Below are 23,437 nucleotides of genomic sequence, written 5' to 3'. Positions count from 1 at the left end.
TAATGCTGTGGGGCCCGGCAGTCGACGACTGCCGGGCCCCACAGCGCTGACTGGGTCAGCCGGCCTCCTGCTCGATGAAGCCGGCCAGCCGGGCCACCCCCTCCACGATCTGATCAGGCGTCAGGGTGCTGCAGGAGAGCCGGATCTGGTTCCGGCCGCCGCCGTCGATGCAGAAGTCGGACATCGCCGTCCAGAGCACTCCGTGGTCCCGGGCGGAGCGCTCCAGTGCCTTGCCGTCGGCGGTGAAGGGCACGGTCACCACCAGGAAGAAGCCGCCTTCCGGGCGGTTCCAGTCCAGTCCGAGTTCGGCCCGGCGCTCGGCCGGGAAGTGCCGTTCCAGCTCCGCCAGCAGCGCGTCCATGCTGGCCCGGTAGAAGGCGATGGCCTCGGCGTTGGCCTCCCGCAGCCGGAAGCCGGACTCGACCAGCATGCCGCCGATGACGGCCTGGCTGATCGCCGAGGTGTTCACGGTGGTCATGCTCTTGATCTTCGACAGCTCGTCGGCGAGCAGCGTGCGGTCGCCCTGCGGGCCGGTGACCTCCTGGTCGGCGACCACGTAGCCGACCCGCGCCCCCGGCAGCGCGGTCTTGGCGAAGGAGCCGAAGTACAGCACCCGGCGGCCGCGGTCCAGGGACTTCAGCGTCGGCCGGGCCGAGCCGTCGCGGACGAAGAAGCCGTACGGGTTGTCCTCCAGGATCAGCAGGTCCTCCTGCTCGGCGAGTTCCAGCAGCCCCCGGCGGGCCTCGACGGTCATGCTCGCGCCCGAGGGGTTGGCGAAGTCCGGCACCAGGTACAGCGCGCGCGGTCGGCCGCCGGCCGCGCGGACCGTGCGCACCGCCGCCAGGACCGCCTCCGGGTCCGGACCGAGTGCCCCCTCCGGTACCGGCTGGACGGCTATGTCCAGCAGCCGGGCCGCGCCGGTGATCCCGACGTAGCAGGGCGAGCTGACCAGCAGCGTGTCCTCCGGGCGGGCGAACAGCGCGCGCAGGGTCACCAGCATCGCCTCCTGCGCGCCGGTGGTGACCACCACCGCCTCCGGCGGCACCTCGATGCCCTCGTCGTTGACCAGGGTGCGGGCGATCAGGTCGTGGATGATGCCGTTGGTGCGGCCGTACTGGTAGAGCGCGGTGCGGATCCGGTCCCGGCTCCAGCCGCGCTCCTGCTCCAGGTGGTCGGTGAACGACCGCAGGTGACCGGCGAGTTGCTCGGGTTCGAAGGAGCCCTCGGTGGGCCGCCCGGCGCCGAAGGACAGCGCCTCGGGGAAGCGCCCCGCGGCCTCGTTGAGGAAGTTCATGGCGTCCAGCAGCGGATCGTTGAGCGAACCGTGGAGCTCGGTGCGGTCGAGCGCCTGCGGCTCGGTCACGGGGATGGTCGCCGGCACGGTGTCAGCCTCTCGGGTCGGTGTTGTCGAAGGTGTCGCGCAGGTACCCGGCGGCCTGCTGGACCGCGCGGCGGCCCGCGTCCAGGCTGCCCGCCATCGCGAAGAAGCCGTGCGGCACGCCGGGGTAGCGGGTCAGCCGCACCGCCACCCCGCTGTCGCGCAGCCGTTGCGCGTAGGCCTCGCCCTCGTCCCGCAGCGGGTCGTACTCGGCGGTGACCACCAGCGCGGGCGGCAGTCCGGACAGGTCGGCCGCGCGCAGCGGGGAGGCCAGCGGGTTCGCCCCGTCCTCCGGCGTGGCCAGGTAGTTGTCCCAGTACCACTGCACGGACTTGTCGTTGAACAGCAGCGGGTCGCTGTTCTCCCGCCGGGACGCGGTGTCCGCGAGGTGGTCGGTGTTGGGGTACACCAGCAGTTGCGCGACCAGCGCCGGGCCGCCCGCGTCCCGGGCCAGCAGGGTGACCGCCGCGCTCAGGTTGCCGCCCGCGCTGTCGCCGCCGACCGCGATCCGCGCCGGATCGGCGCCCAACTCCCGCGCCTGGTCCGCGATCCAACGCACCGCGGCGAAGCAGTCGTGGACCGCGGCGGGGAAGACGTGCTCGGGGGCGAGCCGGTAGCCGACGGCCACGGTCAGGCAGCCGACCGCGTTGGTCAGGCTGCGGCAGATCGCGTCGCCGGTGTCGAGGCTGCCGAGGGTCCAGCCGCCGCCGAAGAAGTAGACCAGGACCGGCAGTTGCTCCGGGACCTGGCCGTCCGGCGGCGTCGGCCGGTAGATCCGGATCGGCAGCGGGCCCTGCGGCCCGGGGAAGAACCGGTCGACGACCTCGGCGACCGGTTCCGGGGTCCCGGCGTCGGCCTGGATCGCGGCCAGGTCCGCGGCCCGGGCCTCGTCGAGCGTCATGGTGTAGAGCGGGCGGACGTCGTGCGCCGCCCGGGCCTGGTAAAGGGCTTGGAACTGCGGGTCGAATGCCATGGGTCTCTCCGGCCAGGGCCCGGCCCCGGCGGCCGCGGCCAAGTGAGGACCGACCGCAACCCGGGGGGCGGCGTCGCGGGGCGATGGCCGCTCCCGCTCCCGCCCCCCGCGTTCCGGTCGGTCAGGGACTGTCGGGCAGCAGCGACGGATCGGTGGCGATGGCGCGCAGCCGGTTGAGGACAGCCTTGGTTGCCTTGGGATAGCTGGTCGCGTCGTCGTGCAGGACCGACTCGGCGTTGGCCGCCTCAAGGAACGCGGTCAGCTCGAAGGCGAGTTGGGGGACGTCGATGTCCTGGTCCACCTCACCGGCCGTACGCGCGCCCTCGATGGTCTGCTCCACGAAGGAGAGCCAGTTGTCGCGGGCCTGGACCACCGTATCGTGGACCAGGCCCTTGCGGGCGTCGTACTCGGCGGTCACCGAGTAGAAGAAGCAGCCGCCGGGGAAGACCCGCTGCTCGGAGTAGGTGAGCCAGGTGCTGCACATGGTCCAGATCCGGCCGATGCCGGGCGGGACGTCGCGTGCGGGCTGGACCACGTGCTCGATGTAGATCTTTATGGCGGCGCGGACGGTGGCGAGTTGCAGCTCCTCCTTGGAACCGAACAGGGCGAACACGCCGCTCTTGCTGAGTTCCAGTTCAGAGGCCAGCCGGCCGAGCGACAGGCCTTCCAGGCCTTCCACTGACGCGATCTGGACGGTACGTCCCAGGATCAGTCGACGGGTCTGGTTGCCCCGCTCGATCCGGTTGTCCTTGCTCACGCCTGGCATGCGCCACCTCTTCTCACTTCATGGGAAGGCCGCTGATTCCGGTGGAGGACCTCCCGTGATCCATTATGGTACTAAGTGGACGACCGTGCGGACACTATGCCAGACTGGGCTTCCAGCACGGGCGTGCGTTTACTTTGGTCTTGCGGTGCTTCAGCCGAACCGGATACGTCGAGATACGTCAAGTGTTCTGAGGGTCGAGTGTTCTTAACGGGGGACCGTGACATGGCACCGCTGTCGCTCGCTGGGTACGAGGCCGCGGCCAGGGCCGCGCTTTCGGCTCCGGTCTGGGACTTCCTGGCGGGTGCCAGTGGAACCGAGTCCATGCCGATCGCCGCGCGGGCCGCGCTGGACCGATTGCGGCTGCGTCCGCGCTGCCTGGTCGACGTCTCCGAGCCGGATCCGCGGACCACGCTGTTCGGGGCCCCGCTGGCGGCCCCGCTCGCCGTCGCGCCGATGGCGTACCACCGACTCGCCCACCCCGAGGGCGAGGTGGCCACCGCCCGGGCGGCGGGGGAGGTCGGCGCGCTGTTCACGGTGAGCATGTTCGCCAGCCGCACGCTGGAGGACATCGCCGCCGCGACCACCGCCCCCCTCTGGCTCCAGTTGTACTGGCTCAGGGACCGGGAGCAGCTGGTCGAGCTGGTCGGCCGGGCCGAGGCGGCGGGCTACCGGGCACTGGTGCTGACCGTCGACGCGCCCCGGGTCGCCCGGAGGTACCGCGACATCCGCAACGGCTTCACGGTGCCGGACGGCATCAGCGCGGTGAACGTGGCCCCGGCCCTGATGTCGGCCTCGCACCAGGAGCGGGCGGGCGCGTCGGCGATCGCCCGGCACTCCCGGGAGCAGTTCGACGCCTCGATCACCTGGGCCGACCTGGCCTGGCTCCAGGAACGCAGCTCACTGCCGCTGGTGCTGAAGGGCGTGCTCACCGCGGAGGACGCGGTGCTCGCCGCCGAGCACGGCGTCCAGGCAATTGTCGTGTCCAATCACGGGGGTCGGCAGCTTGATTTCGCGGTGCCTGCGGCCGACGCGCTGCCAGAAATCTCGGACGCCGTGGCCGGCCGATGTCGGATCATTTTCGACGGTGCCGTGCGATACGGTGCGGATATCGCCAGGGCGCTCTGCCTCGGCGCCGACGCGGTAATGGTGGGGCGTCCCGTCCTGTGGGGTCTCAGCCATTCCGGAAGCGCCGGCGCGGCGGCCGTCCTGCGGCTGTTGATTGACGAGTTCGAAGAGGTCATGGCCCTTATGGGGCTACCTGGTGTGTCGGATTTCGGCCCAGCGGGCGTGTCTCGGAGCTGAATTTGGCGCGAATTTGATGCGTCATCCGCGTCTTCCTGGAATAATGTGACCAACCGTGATCTGTAGCGCGTCCGCAGGCGTCGGCGCGCAACCGGGTCATGCCCGGACGGAAGAGCGGGATAATTTATCCCGGCTACCCGCCAGTAGCTGTTAATAAATATTTTGCTTGCCATATGCGGGTGCTGCTGAAAGTCTGTGACCAGAGGTCGTCAATTGCTGCACGGAATCATCCGAAATACCAGATGGGTGGGGATCGCAGTGGAGGGAACAGCACCGGGCAGGCCTGTGGGCAGCAGGTGCGGCTGGGTGGACGAGGTCCTGTTATCCGGGCCGGACCGCGAGGTCGCCCTGCACCTGGGGCAGCCGGTGGAACGGGTGGAACTGCGTCGGCTGGTCGCGGCGGAGCAGGCCCGCTACCAGGAGGCCGGTCTGTTACCCGGTGGCGGCCTCGCGCTGCGGCTCCCGCCCTCCCTCGGCTGCATCGTCGCGATGCTGGCCGGCTGGCGCAGCGGAGCCCAGGTGGCCCTGCTGGACTACCGGTTGACCACCCACGAGGTCGGTCGGGCGATCGCCAGGCTGAGCCCGCAACTGGTGGTCGAGCCGGAGCAGGAGGTCACCGGCAAGCTCCGCGGCTACGTCGACATCCGCACCCGGGTCACCCCGCTGCGTGGCGGCCACCAGGTCGCCGCCACCGATCACGCGCTGCTCCAGCTGAGCTCGGGATCGACCGGACCCTCCAAGGTGATCGGCCGCCGCGTCGACAGCCTGCTGGAGGAGATCGACCGCTACGCGCGGCTGGACGGCTTCCCACAGCGTGGCGAGCGCACGGTCGTACTGGCCTCCATCGTCCACGTGCTGGGCCTGGTCGGCGGCCTGCTCTACGGGCTGGCCAGCGGTACCCAGGTGGTGCTGCCCGGCACGCAGACCCTGGAAGGCATACTCAAGGCCGTCGCGGCCGGCCCCGAACCCACCACCCTGCTGGGCGTGCCCTCGCAGACCTCGCTGCTGGCCACTGCCCGGAACCCGCCCCGGCTGCCGCAGCTGCGCCGGATGGTGACCGGCGGCGAACTGCTCAACGACCAGGTGCGGGAACGATTCACCACCGGCTACGGCGCGCAACTCGGCGCCATGTACGGGATGACCGAGGCCGGGGTCATCGCCACCGACCTGAGCGGCGCCACCAGCCCCGGACTCACCCCGGTGTCCGGGATGCGGGTCCGGGTGGCCGACGGCCAGATCCTGCTCGGCCTGCCGGACTCCCCGTACGTCGGCCTGGAGGACCCGGCCCGCTACCGGGACGGCTGGCTGCACACCAAGGACGCGGGCAGCCTCGACGAGGCCACCGGCCTGCTCACGGTGCACGGACGGCTGGACTCCCAGGTGTCCATCGGCGGCCTGAAGGTGGACCTCTCCGAGGTCGAGGCGCTGATCCGGGCACTGCCCGGGGTCACCGACGCGGTGGTGGTGCACGAGGCCGGTATCCAGGCCTACGTCACCGTCCGCGAGGAGGTCACCTCGCAGGGCCTGGCCGACACGCTGGCCACCCGGCTCGCCCCCTACAAGCGCCCCCGTACGCTGCACCTGCTGTCCGAGCTGCCGCGCACCGCGACCGGGAAGCCGGTCCGCAACGCGCAGGTGCTCCAGGCGGCCGCGCGGCAACCGGCCGCCCGGTGACCCGGGCAGCTCAGCCCGGGTCCGGCAGCTCCACCCGACGCACCTCGACCCGGTGGCCGACCGCGCCGTCCCGGCGCACCGCGGCCCCGAGCACCAGCCGACCGCCGTCGGCGAGCGCGGCACCCGAGAGCAGCGTCGGGTCACCGGGCAGCGGACGCAGCACCACGGTCCCGTCCCCGGCCGGGGGCCAGTCCTCCGGCAGGGCCACCAGCCTGCTCATCCCACCGTCCCGCAGCCCCAGGCCCAGGGCCTTGCCGACCGCCTCCTTCTGGGTCCACAGCCACAGGAACCCCAGGGCCTGTCGCGGGCGCGGCAGCTCCTGGACCCAGCGTGCCTCGGCCGGGGCGAGCCACTTCCCGGCAAGTGCCGCGCCGGAGAGGCCGCGCAGCGGCTCGACATCCACACCCACCGGAGCACCGTCGCACAGCGCCACCGCCAACGCCCGCCGGGCGTGACTGACGCTGACCTGTAGCCCCCGGCCGGCCCCGCCCAGCAGTGGGCGGCCACCGGGCTCGTGCTCCACCCAGATCTCGGACGCCGGGACACCGAGTTCCACCGCCGCGGCGCGCAGCAGCAGTAGGTGCGCTCTGGCGCGCTCGTCCCCGTCCGTGCTGTTCCACAAAACCCTCACCAAGCCCGAAGCCGCCGGCGTCGGGTGTCCGTCCACGCTCATGAATCGGAGTGAACCAGATGTCCGCCGAGGTCCACCAGTTCGTTATCGAGGCCCTGAAGAACATGAACTACGACGTTGCCGACGTGACCGGCGAGACCCCGCTCGGCCCGGCCGGTCTGGACATGGAGTCGCTCTCGCTGGCCGAGATCGCGATCCAGGTCGAGGACACCTACGGGGTCAAGTTCGAAGAGGACGAGATGGAGAGCGTCGCCCTGCTCACCGTCGCCGGGCTGGTCAAGGAGATCGTCGAGCGGGCCGCCCCCTCCGCCGTCTCCTCCTGACCGCAGGCCCGTCACCGCACAGAGCAGAGAGGTGGAGTCATCGCTATGACTGCCATGAACGACCGCGCGGAGCTGGCGGCGGACCAGGAGCTCGGCGTCGGCAACGTCCTGACCGCGCTCATCGAACGGGGCCACGGCCTCGACCTGCCCACGCTGACCTTCGACACCGAGGTTGACGGGTACCCCGCCTGGCAGCCGCTGACCCTGGCCGAGCTCGGCGAACGGGTGGCCGCCCGGGCCGCGGCGCTGCACGCCCTGGGCGTCGCCCCGCGCGACCCGGTCGCGGTGTTCGTCGGCAACGCGGCCGACCAGGTGCTCAACTACCTGGCGCTGGCCCGGATCGGCGCGATCCCGGCGCTGATCAACGCACGGCTGGCGGGTGATCCGGCCAGCCGGTACATCCAGCGGCTGCGCGCGGTGGGGGTGCTCACCGACGCCGCCCACCGGGCGGTGCTGGACGGCTTCGACCTCGGCGCGCCGCTGCTCGCGGACGTCGCCGACCTGGGCGCGGCGGACCCGGCGGACGCGCCCCGCCCCTACCGGCACCACGGCAACGAGCCGGTGGTGATCACCCACTCGTCCGGCACCACCGGGCTGCCCAAGGCGGTGGCGCACTCGCACCACAGCCTGTTCGCCTCGATCCGGCACCGACTGCTGCTGCCCAAGCCGCAGGGCCTGGACCGGATGCTCGGCGCGCTGCCCTCCGCCCACGCCGCGACCGTGATCGCGGTCAACCTGGCGCTGGCCAACCGGGTGCAGCTGGCGCTGCTCTCCGGCTCCGACGGCGAGAACGTGCTGGCGGCCATCGAGCGCTGGAAGCCGGAGTGCGTGCTCGGCTTCTCCGCCACCTGGTCCGAGCTGGCCGGGCACGACCTGTCGGGCCGCGACCTGGAGTCGGTGCGGTCCTGGTGGAACACCGGGGACTGCGCCCACGAGGCGCACATCCGCAAGCTGGTCGCGGTCGGCAGCCGCGAGGTCGGCGTCGGCGCCTCCCGGCGGCGCAGCCCCGGTTCGCACTTCATCGACGGCCTCGGCTCGACCGAGATGGGCCACTCGCAGTTCTTCATCACGCACACCCCGGACACCCGGCGCTACGCCCGCTGCATCGGCAAGCCGCACACCTTCTCCGACGTCGCCGTGCTCGACGACGACGGCGAGAAGCTGGGCGTCGGCCAGATCGGCCAGCTCGGGATCAACGCGCCGACCCTGGCCCTGGGTTACTGGAACGACTCGGTGACCACCTACCGCACCCGCAGGGACGGCTACTTCCTCACCGGTGACCTGGTGTTCCGGGACGAGGCCGGGTACTTCTTCCACGTCGACCGCCTGGTCGACGCGGTGGACCTGGGCGACGGCCACAAGCTGTACACGGCGCTGGCCGAGGAGCAGGTGCTGGCGGGCTGCCCGGACGTGCTGGAGTGCACCGTGGTCGCGGTCCGCGAGGAGGACAAGGTCACCAGCTCGGTCCTGCTGGTGCTCGACCCCGCCGCCGACCCGGCGACCGACCGCACCGCCGAGGTGCTGGCGCTGCTGGACAAGGAGGTCGCCGCCACCGTCGAGCGGGTCACGGTGGTCGACCCGGCGCTGATCCCGCTCGGCCCGACCGGCAAGGTCCGCAAGGTCCTGCTGCGGGAGAGCTTCCGCAGCGGCGCGGTCCCGGCCGCCGCCCCGGCGGGTGCCAAGTGAGCACGGCGAGCGGTGCCAACGCCGCGGTGGTCACCGGCCTCGGCACCTTCACCCCGCTCGGCCGGGGCGCCGCCGACCTGTTCGACGCGCTCTGCCACGGCAAGTCCGGGCTGCGCCGACCGCCCGAGGGCCACCAGCTGGCCGGGGTGGTCAACGAGATCGGCATGGCGCCGGAGATCACCGCGGCCGAGGTGCTGCCGCCCAGCGAGGGTCGGCTGGTCGACCGCTTCGTGCTGATGGCGATGGCCGCCGCCGACGACGCGATCGCCGACGCCGGAATCACCATCGGCACCGACGTGGACCCGACCCGGGTGGCGATCGTGGTCTCCAGCGGCGCCGGTGGCCTGACCACCTACGAGGCGCAGGCACTGGAGCGGGCCGCCCGCGGCCCGACCGCCGTCAGCCCGTACCTGCTGCCGGGCATGCTGCCGAACATGGCGGCGGCCAGGATCGCCATCAAGTACGGCATCCGGGGCTGGAGTTCGGCCATCGCCACGGCCTGCTCGGCCGGGGCGCACGCGGTCGCCGAGGCCGCCCGGCTGATCCGCTACGGCGAGGCCGACGTGGTGGTCTGCGGCGGCGCCGAGTCGCCGCTGAACGCCACCACCGCGCTGGCCTTCGCCCACGCCCGGGCGCTGGCCCACGGCTTCGAGGACCCGGAGGCCGCGAGCCGCCCGTTCGACCGCAGGCGCAACGGCTTCGTCCTGTCCGAGGGCGCGGGCGTCCTGGTGGTCGAGCGGGCCGGGTTCGCCGAGGCGCGCGGCGCGGCCGGATACGCGGACCTGCTCGGCTGGGGCGGCAGCACCGACGCCTACCGCCCCACCGCCCCTCGCCCGGACGGCGAGGGCGCCGCGCAGGCCATGCGCGCCGCGCTGGCGTCCGGCTCGCTCACCCCCGACGACATCGACTACGTCAACGCGCACGGCACCGCCACCAAGCTCGGCGACGTCGCCGAGACCAAGGCCATCCGCTCGGTCTTCGGCGACCGCTCCCCGGCGGTCAGCGGCACCAAGTCGATGACCGGGCACCTGCTCGGCGGTTCCGGCGCGGTGGAGGCGGCCATCTGTGCGCTGGCCGTCGCCGAGGGCGCGCTGCCGCCCACCCACAACCTGGAAGACCCGGACCCCGCCTGCGATCTGGACCACGTGCGCGGCGGCGCGCGGCGGCAGGACGTCCGGGCCGTGCTGTCCAACTCCTTCGCCTTCGGCGGCCACAACGTGAGCCTGCTGCTCGGCGCACCCTCCACCACGCGGGCCCGCCGCCGCGTGGACAGAAAGGAACACGCATGAGGATCGATGGCGTGGACCACGTCGAGTTCTATGTCGGCGATGCCCAGCAGTACGCGTTCTACCTGTGCACCGCGTTCGGCTTCCGGGTGGTGGGCCAGGGCGGCCCGGAGACCGGGTTAGCCGACCAGCGTTCGCTGCTGCTGCGTCAGGGCGGCATCCGGCTGCTGCTCACCTCACCGCTGAACGAGCGGCACCCGGCGGCCCGCTACGTGGCCCGGCACGGCGACGGCGTCGCCGCCATCGCGTTCGAGGTCGACGACGCCGCCGAGGCGCTGGCGACCGCCGTCTCCCGGGGCGCGGTCGTGGTCGACGAGCCGGTGCGGTACCAGGTCGGCGACGACCGGGTGGTCACCTCCTCGGTGATCGGCTTCGGCGACGTCAGCCACCGGTTCGTGGAGCGCTCCGGCGACCCGGAGACCTTCCTGCCCGGCGCGCTCGACATGTTCGTGCCGGACCCGGAGGAGAGCGACGACCTGGTGACCGTGGTGGACCACGCCGCGATCTGCCTGCCCGCCGGTGAGTTGGGCCCCACGGTCGAGTTCTACCAGCGGGTCTTCGGCTTCAGCCAGATCTTCGAGGAGTTCATCGAGGTCGGCGAGCAGGCCATGGACTCCAAGGTGGTGCAGAGCCCGTCCGGCAAGATCACCTTCACCCTGATCGAGCCGGTGGCCGACCGCAAGCCCGGCCAGATCGACGACTTCCTCGCCCGGCACGGCGGCGCGGGCGTCCAGCACCTGGCGCTGCTCGGCGACGACATCGTCGGCGCGGTGAAGACGCTGGAGGGCCGCGGGGTGCGCTTCCTGAGCACCCCCGAGGCGTACTACGCCGAGCTGGAGGAGCGCCTGGGCCTGCCCGACCTGGCGATCAGCGACCTGCGTGACACCAACGTGCTGGTCGACCGGGACCACTGGGGACAGGTCTTCCAGATCTTCACCCAGTCCATGCACGTCCGCCGGACCTTCTTCTGGGAGCTCATCGACCGGCACGGGGCGCGCACCTTCGGCAGCGGCAACATCAAGGCGCTGTACGCGGCGGTGGCCCACGACGAGACGGTCGACGCCTGACGGCCGTCGCTCCATCGACCCACGTACCGAACACGTACCGAAGGAAGAGAAAGCACCGTGACTGTCCAGGAATCCGAACTGTTCACGCTGACCGGGGCGGAGCGGGAACTGCTGCCCTCCGACCGCGAGGTCGCGGCGTACGCCGAGCGCGGCTGGTACCTGTCGGGGAAGATCTTCACCGACGCCGAGACCGACCTGCTGGAGTCCGCGAGCGAGCGCTTCTACGCGGGTCACCGCGACCGCACGCTGCCGACCCGGCCGCCGAAGCTCGCCTACTGGGAGCCCGAGCACGGCCCGGTACAGCGGCACAACGACTACATCCACTACGAGGACGACACGATCGCCGCGATCCTGCGCAAGCCGGTGCTGGGCGCGATCGCCGCGCGGCTGGCGCAGGCCGACGAGATCCGGGCGTTCCAGTCCACGCTGATCTACAAGCCGCCGGTGGCCGGTGAGCAGTCGAACATCGTGCCCTGGCACTTCGACCGCCACTACTGGGCCACCTGCACCTCGGAGCGGATGCTGACGGCGTTCATCCCGTTCCACGACTGCACGGTGGAGCTCGGCACCATCACCATGGTCGACGGCAGCCACCGCTGGCAGGAGACCGCCGTCAACGACTCCACCTCGCTGCACTTCGCCGAGCGCGACCGCAGCCAGCTCGACGCGATGCTGGACGAGAACGCCCGCTTCAACGGCACCGAGGTCGTCAAGGTCCCGATGGAGATCCCGAAGGGGCACGTCAGCTTCCACCACTGCCGCACCTACCACGGCAGCGGCGCGAACGTCAGCGACCGCCCGCGCCGGGCGATCTCCTTCCACCTGCAGGACGGCGAGAACCGCTACCGCGAGTTCCTCCGCTCGGACGGCTCGACGGTGTCGTACAACCACGACAGCCTGGTCCGCCGGACGGCCGAGGGCACGCCGGACTACAGCGACCCGGAGTTCTGCCCCGTGCTGTGGCGCAGCAGCTGATGCGCACCGCCGCAGTGGTGGGTACCGGCCTGATCGGTACCTCCATCGCCCTGGCCCTCACCGGCCGGGGGGTGGACACCTATCTGCTGGACCGCGACCCGCAGGCGGCGGCCACCGCCGCCGCGATCGGCGCGGGCACGGCGGGCCGCCCCGCCGCCCCGGTGGACCTGGCGGTGATCGCGGTACCGCCCCGGCACACCGCCGCTGTCCTGAGGGAGGCCCAACTGTCCTCGCTCGCTCGGTACTTCACCGACGCGGCGAGCGTCAAGGCGGGCCCGCAGCAGGAGGCGGCGGAGCGCAGCTGCGACCTGACCCGCTATGTGGGCGGGCACCCGATGGCGGGCAGCGAGCGGTCCGGGCCGCTCGCGGCCAGGGCCGACCTCTTCCACGGCCGCCCCTGGGTGCTCACCCCGTCCGCCCACTCGCGGGAGGAAGCGGTCCGCACCGCCCTGGAACTGGTGCACCTGTGCGGCGCCCGGCCGCTGACGATGGCGCACACCGAGCACGACCGCGCGGTCGCGCTCACCTCGCACGCGCCGCACCTGGTCTCCAGCCTGCTGGCGGCCCGGATGCTGGCGGGTGACGAGTCGCAGCTGCGGGTGGCCGGGCAGGGGCTGCGCGACGCGACCCGGATCGCCGGGGGCGACAGCGCGCTGTGGACCGACATCCTCGGCTCCAACGCCGCCGCCGTCGCGGACATCCTGTCCGAACTGGCGCTGGACCTGAACGTGGTGCTGGAGGCGCTGCGCGACGTCGGCAGTGCCGATCCGCAGGCGCGGCGCCGGGCCTCGGCCGAGATCGGCGCGGCGCTGAGCCGCGGCGCCGAGGGCCAGGCCCGGATCCCGGCCCGGGCCCCGACCGACCGCAAGGCCGCCGGGCAGCTCAGCGGCGCGAGCGCCCCGGCCTGACCCGAACCGGCCCGACCCCAACCGGCCCTACCCGAACCGACGTGAACCGACCCGACCCGAACCGGCCCGACGAACGCAGGCCCCGGTCCGACAAGTGGAGGCAGTGACCATGAACAGCGGGCAGCTCGATATCTGCCTCATCGGCGCGGGGCCGAGAGGACTCTCGGTCCTGGAACGCCTCTGCGCCAACGCCAGGCACAGCGGCGACGGACCGGTGACCGTGCACGTGGTCGACCCGTTCGCGCCCGGCCCCGGGCAGGTGTGGCGCACCGGCCAGTCACCGCACCTGCTGATGAACACGGTGGCCGGCCAGGTCACCATGTTCACCGACGACAGCGTGACCCTGGCCGGTCCGCTGGTCCGGGGCCCGAGCCTGTACCAGTGGGCGCGCTTCCTGACCGTCGCCGCCCCGAGCGAGGCCGACGGCTACAGCAGGCAGGTGCTGGCCGAGGCCCGCACGCTGGGCCCGGACGCCTACCCGACCCGGGCCTTCTACGGCCGCTACCTGGAGTGGGTCTTCCAGCGGGTGACCAGGACCGCCCCCGGGCGGCTGCGCACGGTGGTGCACCGGTCCCGCGCGGTGGCCCTGGAGGAGGACCGGCCGGACGGGGCGCAGCGGGTGCTGCTGGAGGACGGCACCAGGCTGGACGGCCTGCACGCGGTGGTCCTGGCCCAGGGCCACCTGCCGACCCGGCGCTCCGGCACCGAGGCCGACCGCGCCGAGTTCGCCCGGCGGCACGGCCTGGTCTACATCACCCCGGCCAACCCGGCGGACGTCGACCTGGACGCGGTGCTCCCGGGCGAGACCGTGGCGCTGCTCGGCCTCGGCCTCAACTTCTTCGACTACACCGCGCTGCTGACGCTGGGCCGGGGCGGGCGCTTCGAACGGCAGGGGGACGGGGAGCGGCTGGTCTACCGCCCGTCCGGCCGGGAGCCGCTGCTGGTGGCCGGATCCCGGCGCGGGCTGCCGTTCCACTCGCGCGGCGAGAACCAGAAGGGCCCGCACGGGCGGCACCTCCCGGCGGTGCTCACCCCGCTGACCGTGGACACCCTGCGCCGCCAGTCGCGGCGGCGCGGCGGCCTGGACTTCCGCGCGCAGCTGTGGCCGCTGATCGCCAAGGAGGTGGAGGCGGTCTACTACGCCGCGCTGCTGACCGCCCAGGGCCGTCCGGACGAGGCCGAGACGCTGCGGGCACGGTACCTGGAGGTGGAGTGGGGCGGCGCCCAGGAGGCCGCGCTGATCCAGGAGTTCGGCGTCGGCGCGGCGGACCGCTGGGACTGGGCGCGGATCGCCCGGCCGCTGGACGGGCGCGACTTCGGCTCGCCGCAGGAGTTCCGGACCTGGCTGCTGGGCCACCTGCGGGCGGACCTGGACGCGGCCCGGGAGGGCAACGTGGAGGGCCCGCTGAAGGCGGCCCTGGACGTGCTGCGCGACCTGCGGAACGAGGTCAGGCAGGTGGTGGACCACGGCGGCCTCACCGGCGCCTCGCACCGCGAGGACCTGGACGGCTGGTACACCCCGCTGAACGCCTTCCTGTCGATCGGGCCGCCCGCCCGGCGGATCGCCGAGGCGATCGCGCTGATCGAGGCCGGGGTGCTGCGGGTGCTCGGCCCGCAGGTGCGGGCCAGGGCGGACGCGGAGTCGGGCGCCTTCACGGTGGAGTCGGCGGCGGTGCCCGGCTCGCGGGTCACGGCCACCGCGCTGATCGAGGCCCGGCTGCCGACCAGCGAGCTGCGGCAGACCGCCGACCCGCTGCTGCGCGGGCTGCTGGCGGAAGGCCAGTGCCGCCCGTACCGGATCGGCGACCCCGGGGCCGGGGGCTACGAGACCGGCGGTCTGGCGGTCACCCCCGCGCCGTTCCACCTGGTCGACGCCGACGACCGGCCGCATCCGCGCCGCTTCGCCTTCGGGGTGCCGACGGAGTCGGTGCACTGGGCGACCGCGGCCGGGATCCGGCCCGGGGTGAACTCGGTGATCCTGCAGGACTCGGACGCCATCGCCCGCGCGGTGCTGGCGCGGCAGCCGCTGCCGTCCGACAGCGTCGGCCGCCCGGTCGAGGAGCTGACCCGGTGAGGAGCTGACCCGGTGAGCGGCTGGCTGGCGCGGGGCGGGGGGATGTGGCCCGATCGTCGCAATTAATGCACGATCGTTCGTTTTGATAGTAGGCTCGTCCCGACTGCCCGTGGCAATCCAGACGACGGAGGGAACCCCGGCATGACGACCACCTCAATTCGGCCGGAGAACGGCGACAGCGCCGCCGACACCAAGGCGCCCCGGTCCTCCAGACTGGCCCTGGTGGTCGCCTCCGGCGGCACCTTCCTGGCGGTGCTGGACACGACGGTGGTCAACGTCGCCTTCCCCAGCCTCCGCTCCGACTTCAGCAGCGAACCGCTGGCCCACCTGACCTGGGTGATCACCTCCTACACCGTGGTCTTCGCGGCGCTGCTCGCGGTCGCCGGGCGGGTCGCCGACATCCTCGGCCGACGCAAGCTGTTCGTGATCTCCACCGGCCTGTTCACCTGCGCCTCGCTGCTCAGCGGGATCGCGCCGAACCTGCCGCTGCTGGTGGCCGCCCGCACCCTCCAGGGCATCGGCGCCGCCGGGATGATCCCGGCCTCGCTGGGCCTGGTACTGGCGCACACCGCGCCCGCCCGCCGGGCCGCCGCGATCGGCGTCTGGGGCGCGGTCGGCAGCATGGCCGCCGCCGTCGGCCCGAGTCTGGGCGGGCTGCTGGTGAACGTCTGGGGCTGGCGCGCGGTCTTCCTGATCAACCTGCCACTGGGCGTGCTGTTCGTGCTGATCGCGGTCCGCGGCGTCGGCGCCGACCCGGCGAGCGGGCGGCGGATGCCCGACCCGATCGGCGTGGTCTCGCTGGCGCTGGGCATGAGCGGCCTGGTCTTCGGCGTCACCCAGGGCAGTGCCTGGGGCTGGGGCAACGCCAAGGTGATCGGGCTGCTGGTCGGCGGCGCGGTGCTGACCGCGGTCGCGCTGCTGCTCTCGCGGCGGCACGAGTCGCCCGCGATCGAGCTCGACCTGTGGCGGAACCGCTCCTTCGCCGGGACCAACACCACCGCGCTGCTCTTCGGCGCCGCCATGTACGCCTACCTGCTGAGCACCCTGCTGTTCCTGAACGCGGTGTGGGGGTACTCCGAGCTGAAGGCCGGTCTCGCGGTCACCCCGGGCGCGTTCAGCGCGGCGGCGGGCGCGATGGTGGTCGGCCGCCGGATCGGCCCGGCCAAGCAGTGGCTCGCGGTGCTGACCGGCTCGGTGCTGTTCGCCGCCGCCGACGTGGCCATGTACTTCGTCCTCGGCAGCCACCGGCACTACCTGGAGCTGTGGCTGCCGATCGGCGTGGTGGCCGGGATCGGCATCGGCGCCGCGCTCACCGGCCTGTCCACCGCCGCCGCCCGCTCGCTGCCGCCGGAGCGCTTCGCCTCCGGCACCGGGCTGCTGATGACCGCCCGGCAGGCCGGGGGCGCGCTCGGGATCGCCGGGCTGGCGGCGATCCTCCAGCACAGCGGCGTCATCGGCCCGCACGGCTACCTCCAGGCCTTCCTCGCCAGCGGCGTCTGCTCGGCCGTGGCCGCGGTGGCGGCGGTGACCATTCGTCACCGCGCCTCGGACTGACCCCCGGTCCGCGGGCAGCGCCCCGGTGACCGCCCGCCGACCGGCGGGCGGTCATACGCGTGCACGGACACCGGGAGCCGCGACACCGGGTCCGCCGCTCAGCGTCCGCTCGGCCGCGGCTCGGCCGGGTGCCGGGCGGCTGGACGCCGACCCCGTGCGGGTGACGTCGGCCCCCGCGCCGTTTGCCGCGCGGCGGTAACCGACAGGCTCAAGACCAGACGGCGGCGGTGCGCCCGCCGGTCCGGTCCGTCCGCCCGCGTCACGAGGGAGCGTCCGAGCATGGCACGACTGGGTTGGCCGGGTGGAGCCGTCCGCCGACTGCTGGCGGTCGGCGCGGTGGCGGCGGTCGCCGCCGCGGGCGCCCCGCTGCCGGGGTCCGCCACCGCCGAGCCGGTGGTCACCGCCCCGGCCGCGCTGGTCGACCCGTTCATCGGCACCGCCAACCAGGCGGACGACTTCCCGGGCGCGGACCTGCCGTTCGGCATGGTCCAGTGGAGCCCGGACACCCCCTCCCGCCCGGACGGCGGCGGGTACGCGTACGGCGACTCCGCCGTCACCGGGTTCAGCCTCACCCACCTGTCCGGTCCCGGCTGCCCGGCCGCCGGGGACGTCCCGGTGCTGCCCACGGTCGGACCGGTGGACGCCGGTGCGACGGTGGGCTTCAGCCACACCGGGGAGTCCGCCGCGCCGGGCGCCTACACGGTCGCCCTGGCCAACGGGGTGACCACCGAGCTGACCGCCACCCGGCGCAGCGGCATGGCCCGGTTCACCTTCCCGGCGACCACCGCGGCCAACCTGCTGTTCAAGCTGTCCGGCAGCGCGGACGGCGACTCCGGCACCCGGTTCACCGTGGTCAGCCCGACCGAGGTCAGCGGGCAGGTGACCAGCGGTGGCTTCTGCCACGCCGACAACAGCTACACCGTCTACTTCGACATGGTCTTCGACCACCCGTTCAGCGCCGGCGGCGGCCTGCCCGGCGCCGCCCGGACCGACCCGCGGCAGTCCGCCGCACAGGACGGCTACCTCACCTTCGACACCACGCGCGGCCAGGCGGTCCAGGCCAAGGTCGGCGTCTCCTACGTGTCGGCGGCCAACGCGGCGGCCAACCGGGCGGCGGAGAACCCCGGCTGGGACCTGGACGCGGTGCGCCGGGCGGCGCGGCAGGCCTGGGACGCCGAACTCGGCCGGATCCGGATCAGCGGCGGCACCCCCGCCCAGCGGACGGTGTTCTACACCGCGCTGTACCACTCGCTGCTGCACCCCAACGTGATCAGCGACGGCGACGGCCGGTACCCCGGCTTCGACGGCGCGGTGCACACCGTCGACCCGGGCCACCAGGCGGCCTACGCCAACTACTCCGGCTGGGACGTCTACCGCTCGCAGGCCCAGCTGGAGGCGCTGGTCGATCCGCGGGCGGCGGGGGACACCGCGCAGTCGATGGTCGACGACTACCGGCAGACCGGCCGCTTCCCCAAGTGGTCGGAGAACAACGGCGAGACCCATGTCATGGTCGGTGACCCGGCCGACTCGCTGCTGGCCGACTACCAGGCCTTCGGCGCCCGGCGGTTCGACCGGGCGGAGGCCCTGGCGGACATGGTCGCCGAGGCCTCCGCCGGCAACGACAACCGCCCCGGCCTGGACTACCTGGAGCGGCTCGGCTACCTGCCGAGCGACGGCCGCTACGGCTGCTGCAACTTCTACGGGGCGGCCTCGACCACGCTGGAGTACGACACCGCCGACTTCGCCGTCTCGGCCATGGCGGGCGCCCTCGGCGACACCGCGCACCAGGCGGCCTTCGCCGACCGGGCCCGGGACTGGCGGAACCTGTTCAACCCCGGCAGCGGATTCGTCCAGCCGCGCGACGCCGACGGCGGCTGGACGTCCGGGTTCACCCCGACCTCGGGCCGGAACTTCGTCGAGGGCGACTCCTGGCAGTACACCGCGATGGTGCCGTTCGACCTGCACGGGCTCGCCGCGGCGATGGGCGGCGACGCGGCGCTGGCGTCCTTCCTGGACACCGACCTGTCCTCGTTCACCGGCGCGGGCGGCCGCACCGACCTGCGCAACGAGCCGAGCCTGGACATCCCGTGGGAGTACGACTACGTCGGCGAGCCCTACCGGACCCAGCGGGCGGTGCGCGCGGTGCAGGACCAGATCTGGACGGACGGCCCCTCGGGACTGGCGGGCAACGACGACCTGGGCGAGATGAGCTCCTGGTACGTGTGGTCCGCGCTGGGCATGTACCCGGAGACCCCGGGCACCGACGACCTGGCGCTCGGCAGCCCGCTGTTCCGGCGCGCGGAGATCTCCCTGCCGTCCGGCGGCACGCTCACGGTCACCGGCGGCGGCGCGGCGGACGACGCGCCGTACGTGCGGTCGGCCAGCTGGAACGGCGAGCCGTGGAACCAGGCCCGGGCCCCGGCCGAGGCCGTGCGCGGCGGCGGCGCGCTGGACTTCGAACTGGGCACCAGCGCGGATCCCGGCTGGGCGGCGGACCCGTCGGCCGCACCGCCCTCCTACCCCGGCGGGGCGCGCGGGTCAGCGGGTGCGCTCAGCCGTCGAGTTCGCTGAGCGGGTCGTCCGAGCGGAGCACCCACAGGTAGGCGAACAGGTCGTCGACCCGGGCCTGGGGCAGTTCGGTGGTGTGCCGCAGGGCCTGGAGCAGCCGCAGGTCCGCCTCGGCGGACTCGGCGATGCGGAGCCAGCCGGTGGCCATGGCGTCCACCTCGGCGCGCGGGATCAGCGCCCGGATCCGGATGCCCGGGCGGGCCAGCCGGACCGACCCGCCCGGACCGATCGAGACCCGGAACCCGCTGTCGTCGGCGTTGCCGGTGCGGTCGGGGCCCTCGGTCCCGTCGGTCCCGGTGGGGAGCGGCCCCAGCAACCCGGCGGCCCGCTCGTCGCTCAGGCCCGCGGCGGTCAACCGCTGGTGGGCGTCCAGCCACCAGCGGGCGCGGAGCAGCGCCAGCGCGGTGCGGCGGACCTCGTCCGCATCGGTGGTGACCTCCTCGGCGTACCAGCTGATCCGGATCCGGACCGAGGGCTCGCCGTCGTCGGCCCGGCGCGACCGGAGGACGTGAACGCGGATCATCGGCCTGGGCTCTGACATCCGGCTGAGTTTAGCCCGGGCAGAGAAAGGGAACTCAGTACCTCTGAATATGGACACTCGGTGTCATGCGGACAGTCCTGCTACGTTGCGTCCATGACCGAGCCGCGCAGCCGCACCCGAACCGTCACGCCCACCCGGCCGCCGATGCGCGACGCGCTGGTGGCGGCGGCGTTCCAGCTCTTCATCGAGCGCGGCTTCGAGCAGACCACGGTGGACGACATCGTGGCCCTGGCCGGGGTGGGCCGCCGCTCCTTCTTCCGCTACTTCCCCTCCAAGGAGGACGTGGTCTTCCCGGACCACGAGCGCTGCCTGGCCGACATGACCGAGTTCCTGGACACCGGCGCCGACGCCGACGACCCGGTGGCGCGGGTCTGCGACGCGGCCCGGCTGGTGCTGCGGATGTACGCGGAGAACCCGGCCTTCTCGGTCCAGCGCTACCGGCTCACCAGGAAGGTCCCGGGCCTGCGGGCGTACGAGCTGTCGGTGGTCTGGCGTTACGAGCGCACCCTGGCCGGCTACCTGCGCGGACGCTACGCCGACCTGCCGGAGGGGTCGATCCGGGCCGACGTGGTGGCCGCCGCGGTGGTCGCCGCGCACAACCACGCGCTGCGCTCCTGGCTGCGCGGCGGCGGCAGCGGCGACTCCGCGGTGCTCATGGACCGGGCGCTCGACCTGGTGCTGGGCACCTGGGGGGCCGACCCCTCGGGCCCGGCGGACACCGCCCCGGCGGAGGACGTGGTGGTGGTCATCACCAGGCGCGGAACGCCGATGTGGCGCGTGGTCAGGGACGTCGAGGCTGCCTTCGAGGGCGACGGAGGGCCTTGCTGAATTGAGGAACTCAGTACCTTTACAGTAGGGAACTGAGTGCCATAGAGTCGCGATGTGCAGTCACTCATGAGTACCGCGCAGGACGCGGACCCGGCGGAGCAGGCAGTTCTCGACTACCAGCGCTGCCGCTGGTGCGGCACCCCGGCCTACCGCCGCCTGCTCTGCCCCACCTGCGCCTGCAGCGACTTCGAGGCCGCCCGCTCCGACGGCGTCGGCATCGTCACCCGCCCGCCGGTCAGCTCCATCGCCGACGCCGCGGTGCAACTGCTGGAGGGGTTCACCGTGCAGGGACGGGTGCTCGGCGCGGTCGCGGGGCGGGTCCAGCCGGGCAGCGTGGTGCGGCTGGCCAAGGGACCCGACCCGCGCGTGCCGAACGGGGAGATGCGGTTCCGGCTGTGCGAGGGCGGCTCCGACGCCGGGTACTGACCCGCCCGGCGGGCGGGTCGGCGGGCGGTCAGCGGGCGGTCAGCGGGCGTCGATGCTCGGGAAGACCGCGTCGTCGAGGATCAGGTCCACCGCGACGGCGACCGGTATCGCCAGCAACGCGCCGATCAGGCCCAGCAGTTCACCGCCGATCACCACGCCGAGGATGGTCACCAGCGGGTGCACCTCCACCGCGTACTTCATCGCCTTGGGCGTGATCAGGTAGTCCTCGGCGAAGCGGAAGACCGTGTAGAAGGCGGCGGTGGCGATCGCCACCGGCCAGGACACGACCAGCGCCACCAGCGAGACCACGATGCCGCCGATGGTCGAACCGACCAGCGGGATCAGGTCCATGACCGCGACGAAGACCCCCAGCGCCGCCGGGTAGGGGACCCCGAAGGCCTCCAGCCAGACGAAGGTGGCCACGCCCGCGATCACCGAGGTGGCGACGTTGGCGAGCATGTAGCGGCCGGTGCGCAGCAGGATCTCGTCGGTCAGCCGGGCGGTGTGCTCCCGGCGGCTGCCCGCCACGAAGCGCAGGAAGAAGCTCTTCAGCCCGGGCAGCCCGGCCAGGAAGTACATGGTCAGGGTGACCACCAGGAAGGTCCCGGTCAGCGTCGAGAGCACCAGCTGCCCGGCCCCCATCAGGCCGCTGACCAGGGTGCTGCCGCCGCCCGAGCCGATCTCCTTCTTGGCGTTCTCGATGACGTGGTACTTGTCCTCCAGCCTCCCCAGGGCCGAGTGGTGGTCGTGCAGTTGCTGCAACCACACCGGCACGTTCCGGATCAGCGCGTTGACCTCGTTGGTGATCGGGGTGACGAACAGCAGCGACAGCCCGCCGACGACCAGCACCAGGCCCAGCAGCACCGAGGTCACCGCCCAGGAGCGGGGCATGCCGGTGCGGGTGAGCACCCGGACGAACGGGTCCACGCTGATCGCGGTGACCAGCGCGAGCAGCACCAGCATCAGGATGGACGCGATCGACTGCACCGACTGGATCAGCAGGTACGCCAGCACCGCGCCGAGGCTGAGCTGGAACCCTATGGAGAACCAGGACCGCGACGGGCGGGGCGGCTGGGGCGGCTGCCCCGCGGAGCGCGGGAGCGGCAGTCGGAGCACGTCATCGCCGTTCACGGCGCGCTGCTCAGCGTCGGCACCGCCGGTACCGCTGCTGCTTCCGGCACTGCCGGTACTGCGCTCGCGGCTCTCGCTGCTCTCGTGGACGGTCACCGATACTCCTGGGAAGCGGGGCGCGTCCGCGCCGGGCAGTGGTCCGATGGTGCGAGGACCTGTTCCGGCATCACCTGCCCCGCTCGGACCGCCCCAAGGCATGATTCTCCCAGATCCGGACCGCGGTTGCGACGTCCGGTCTCATGGGTGACATTGTACTGATGACGGAGGGTCATGGCCGGGATCGGCGCGATCGAGCACAGCTTCGTGGAGGTCAACGGCGTCCGGCTGCACCTCGCCGCGCAGGGCGACGGGCCGCTGGTCCTGCTGCTGCACGGGTTCCCCGAGTGCTGGTACTCCTGGCGGCACCAGTTCCGGCCGCTGGCCGAGGCCGGCTACCGGGTGGTCGCGCCCGACCAGCGCGGCTACGCCCGCAGCGAGCAGCCACCGGACCCGCTGGCGTACAGCCTGCCGCAGCTGAGCGCGGACGTGGTCGGGCTGGTCCACGCGCTGGGCGAGGAACGGGCGGTGGTGGTCGGCCACGACTGGGGAGCGCCGGTCGCCTGGACCACCGCGATGCTGCGTCCGGACGTGGTGCGCGGGGTCGCCGGGTTGAGCGTCCCGCCGCTGCTGCCGGGCGGGATGCCCCCGCCCTCGCGCACCCTGGAGCAGTACGGCGCGGGCTACTACCAGCTCTACTTCCAGCAACCCGGGCGCGCCGACGCCGAGTTGGCCCTGGACCCGGCCGCGACCTTCCGCCGCCTGCTGTACGCCGCCTCCGGCGACAACCCGGCCACCGAGCCGCCGCGCCCGTGGGTGATCCCGGCCGGGCGGACGCTGCTGGAGACCATGCCGGAGCCGGAGCGGCTGCCCGCCTGGCTGACCGAGGCGGACATCGGGGCCTTCGTCCGGGAGTACGCCGGGCACGGGGACCGGGCCTTCACCGGCGGACTCAACTGGTACCGCAACATCGAGCGCAACCAGGAGCTGCTGGAGCCGTTCCGGGGCCGGGGGATCGAGATGCCCGCCCTGTACGTCGCCGGGGACCGCGACATGGTGACCGGGCTGCGCGGCATGGACCGGCTGCTCGGCTCGCTGGACCGGGTCGCGCCGCGGCTGCACGCCCGGGTGCTGCTGCCGGGCTGCGGGCACTGGACCCAGCAGGAGCGCCCGGAGGAGGTCAACGCGGCGCTGCTGGACTTCCTGGCGCGGCTGCCCTGAGCGGACCGGGGGGTGCGGGGGAGCGGACCGGGGGAGCGGTGCGGCTACGGTTCGGCTCCGCTCAAGCCGCTGTTCAGCTCCCCGTCCAC

Annotated in this window: 20 protein-coding genes; 14 read left to right on the top strand and 6 right to left on the bottom strand. The window is 73.0% G+C overall.

Annotated features, from left to right (window positions below; genetic code table 11):
* Positions 1-55 precede the first annotated feature (55 nt).
* From GXP74_RS26060 to GXP74_RS26050, 3 genes are all read right to left on the bottom strand, one after another.
* Positions 56-1,381 (bottom strand): PLP-dependent aminotransferase family protein, encoded by a 1,326-nt coding sequence (locus tag GXP74_RS26060; RefSeq protein ID WP_225448198.1) that lies wholly within the window; start codon positions 1,379-1,381, stop codon positions 56-58.
* 4 nt (positions 1,382-1,385) lie between these two features.
* Positions 1,386-2,351, bottom strand: coding sequence for an alpha/beta hydrolase (locus GXP74_RS26055; protein WP_182453666.1), 966 nt, complete (start codon positions 2,349-2,351; stop codon positions 1,386-1,388).
* Between the two features lie 121 nt (positions 2,352-2,472).
* Positions 2,473-3,117: a TetR/AcrR family transcriptional regulator gene (locus tag GXP74_RS26050; protein WP_182453665.1), complete on the bottom strand. Its 645-nt coding sequence runs from the start codon at positions 3,115-3,117 to the stop codon at positions 2,473-2,475.
* A 222-nt stretch (positions 3,118-3,339) separates the two neighbouring features.
* Here GXP74_RS26050 and GXP74_RS26045 point away from each other — a divergent pair, with 222 nt between their 5' ends.
* Positions 3,340-4,419, top strand: a complete 1,080-nt coding sequence (locus GXP74_RS26045; RefSeq protein WP_182453664.1) for an alpha-hydroxy acid oxidase — start codon at positions 3,340-3,342, stop codon at positions 4,417-4,419.
* 306 nt (positions 4,420-4,725) lie between these two features.
* Entirely contained in the window at positions 4,726-6,093 is a 1,368-nt protein-coding gene (locus GXP74_RS26040; RefSeq protein WP_182453663.1) for a class I adenylate-forming enzyme family protein, read from the top strand.
* Between the two features lie 10 nt (positions 6,094-6,103).
* Here GXP74_RS26040 and GXP74_RS26035 read toward each other — a convergent pair whose 3' ends face one another.
* Positions 6,104-6,715, bottom strand: coding sequence for a 4'-phosphopantetheinyl transferase superfamily protein (locus tag GXP74_RS26035; protein WP_182453662.1), 612 nt, complete (start codon positions 6,713-6,715; stop codon positions 6,104-6,106).
* 68 nt (positions 6,716-6,783) lie between these two features.
* On the opposite strand from GXP74_RS26035, the gene GXP74_RS26030 reads away from it, so the two are divergent.
* From GXP74_RS26030 to GXP74_RS25990, 9 genes are all read left to right on the top strand, one after another.
* Positions 6,784-7,047, top strand: coding sequence for an acyl carrier protein (locus tag GXP74_RS26030; RefSeq protein WP_182453661.1), 264 nt, complete (start codon positions 6,784-6,786; stop codon positions 7,045-7,047).
* A gap of 45 nt (positions 7,048-7,092) precedes the next feature.
* Positions 7,093-8,733, top strand: coding sequence for a class I adenylate-forming enzyme family protein (locus tag GXP74_RS26025; protein WP_182453660.1), 1,641 nt, complete (start codon positions 7,093-7,095; stop codon positions 8,731-8,733).
* Positions 8,730-10,022: a beta-ketoacyl synthase gene (locus GXP74_RS26020; RefSeq protein ID WP_182453659.1), complete on the top strand. Its 1,293-nt coding sequence runs from the start codon at positions 8,730-8,732 to the stop codon at positions 10,020-10,022. Before GXP74_RS26025 ends, GXP74_RS26020 begins: the two co-directional genes overlap by 4 nt.
* A complete protein-coding gene (gene hppD, locus GXP74_RS26015; RefSeq protein WP_182453658.1) occupies positions 10,019-11,086 on the top strand; it encodes a 4-hydroxyphenylpyruvate dioxygenase in 1,068 nt (355 codons plus the stop codon). The genes GXP74_RS26020 and hppD overlap by 4 nt, the downstream gene beginning before the upstream one ends.
* A gap of 57 nt (positions 11,087-11,143) precedes the next feature.
* Entirely contained in the window at positions 11,144-12,061 is a 918-nt protein-coding gene (locus tag GXP74_RS26010; RefSeq protein ID WP_182453657.1) for a phytanoyl-CoA dioxygenase family protein, read from the top strand.
* Positions 12,046-12,969: a prephenate dehydrogenase gene (locus tag GXP74_RS26005; protein WP_225448197.1), complete on the top strand. Its 924-nt coding sequence runs from the start codon at positions 12,046-12,048 to the stop codon at positions 12,967-12,969. Before GXP74_RS26010 ends, GXP74_RS26005 begins: the two co-directional genes overlap by 16 nt.
* Positions 12,970-13,078: 109 nt before the next feature.
* Positions 13,079-15,043: an FAD/NAD(P)-binding protein gene (locus GXP74_RS26000; protein WP_182453656.1), complete on the top strand. Its 1,965-nt coding sequence runs from the start codon at positions 13,079-13,081 to the stop codon at positions 15,041-15,043.
* A 141-nt stretch (positions 15,044-15,184) separates the two neighbouring features.
* Complete coding sequence (locus GXP74_RS25995; RefSeq protein WP_182453655.1) at positions 15,185-16,597, top strand: DHA2 family efflux MFS transporter permease subunit; 1,413 nt, start codon at positions 15,185-15,187, stop codon at positions 16,595-16,597.
* Positions 16,598-16,876: 279 nt separating this feature from the next.
* Entirely contained in the window at positions 16,877-19,168 is a 2,292-nt protein-coding gene (locus GXP74_RS25990) for a lectin (protein WP_182453654.1), read from the top strand.
* Here GXP74_RS25990 and GXP74_RS25985 read toward each other — a convergent pair.
* On the bottom strand, positions 19,149-19,706 hold the full coding sequence (locus GXP74_RS25985; RefSeq protein WP_182453653.1) for a hypothetical protein: 558 nt from the start codon (positions 19,704-19,706) through the stop codon (positions 19,149-19,151). The two genes, GXP74_RS25990 and GXP74_RS25985, sit on opposite strands and share 20 nt — an antisense overlap.
* 93 nt (positions 19,707-19,799) lie before the next feature.
* On the opposite strand from GXP74_RS25985, the gene GXP74_RS25980 reads away from it, so the two are divergent.
* Complete coding sequence (locus tag GXP74_RS25980; protein ID WP_225448196.1) at positions 19,800-20,534, top strand: TetR family transcriptional regulator; 735 nt, start codon at positions 19,800-19,802, stop codon at positions 20,532-20,534.
* A 66-nt stretch (positions 20,535-20,600) separates the two neighbouring features.
* Positions 20,601-20,960 carry a hypothetical protein gene (locus GXP74_RS25975; RefSeq protein ID WP_182453652.1) on the top strand — a complete coding sequence of 120 codons (360 nt, stop codon included), beginning with the start codon at positions 20,601-20,603 and terminating at the stop codon, positions 20,958-20,960.
* Between the two features lie 39 nt (positions 20,961-20,999).
* Here the strand turns inward: GXP74_RS25975 and GXP74_RS25970 are convergent, their stop codons facing one another.
* Entirely contained in the window at positions 21,000-22,187 is a 1,188-nt protein-coding gene (locus GXP74_RS25970) for an AI-2E family transporter (RefSeq protein ID WP_225448195.1), read from the bottom strand.
* 174 nt (positions 22,188-22,361) lie between these two features.
* On the opposite strand from GXP74_RS25970, the gene GXP74_RS25965 reads away from it, so the two are divergent.
* Positions 22,362-23,348, top strand: a complete 987-nt coding sequence (locus tag GXP74_RS25965) for an alpha/beta fold hydrolase (RefSeq protein ID WP_182453650.1) — start codon at positions 22,362-22,364, stop codon at positions 23,346-23,348.
* The last annotated feature ends 89 nt before the right edge of the window (positions 23,349-23,437 follow it).

The organism is Streptacidiphilus sp. P02-A3a (assembly GCF_014084105.1).
GTDB lineage: Bacteria > Actinomycetota > Actinomycetes > Streptomycetales > Streptomycetaceae > Streptacidiphilus.
Note: the sequence above shows the minus strand (reverse complement) of the source record. Positions and strands in the feature narration are given on the sequence as shown.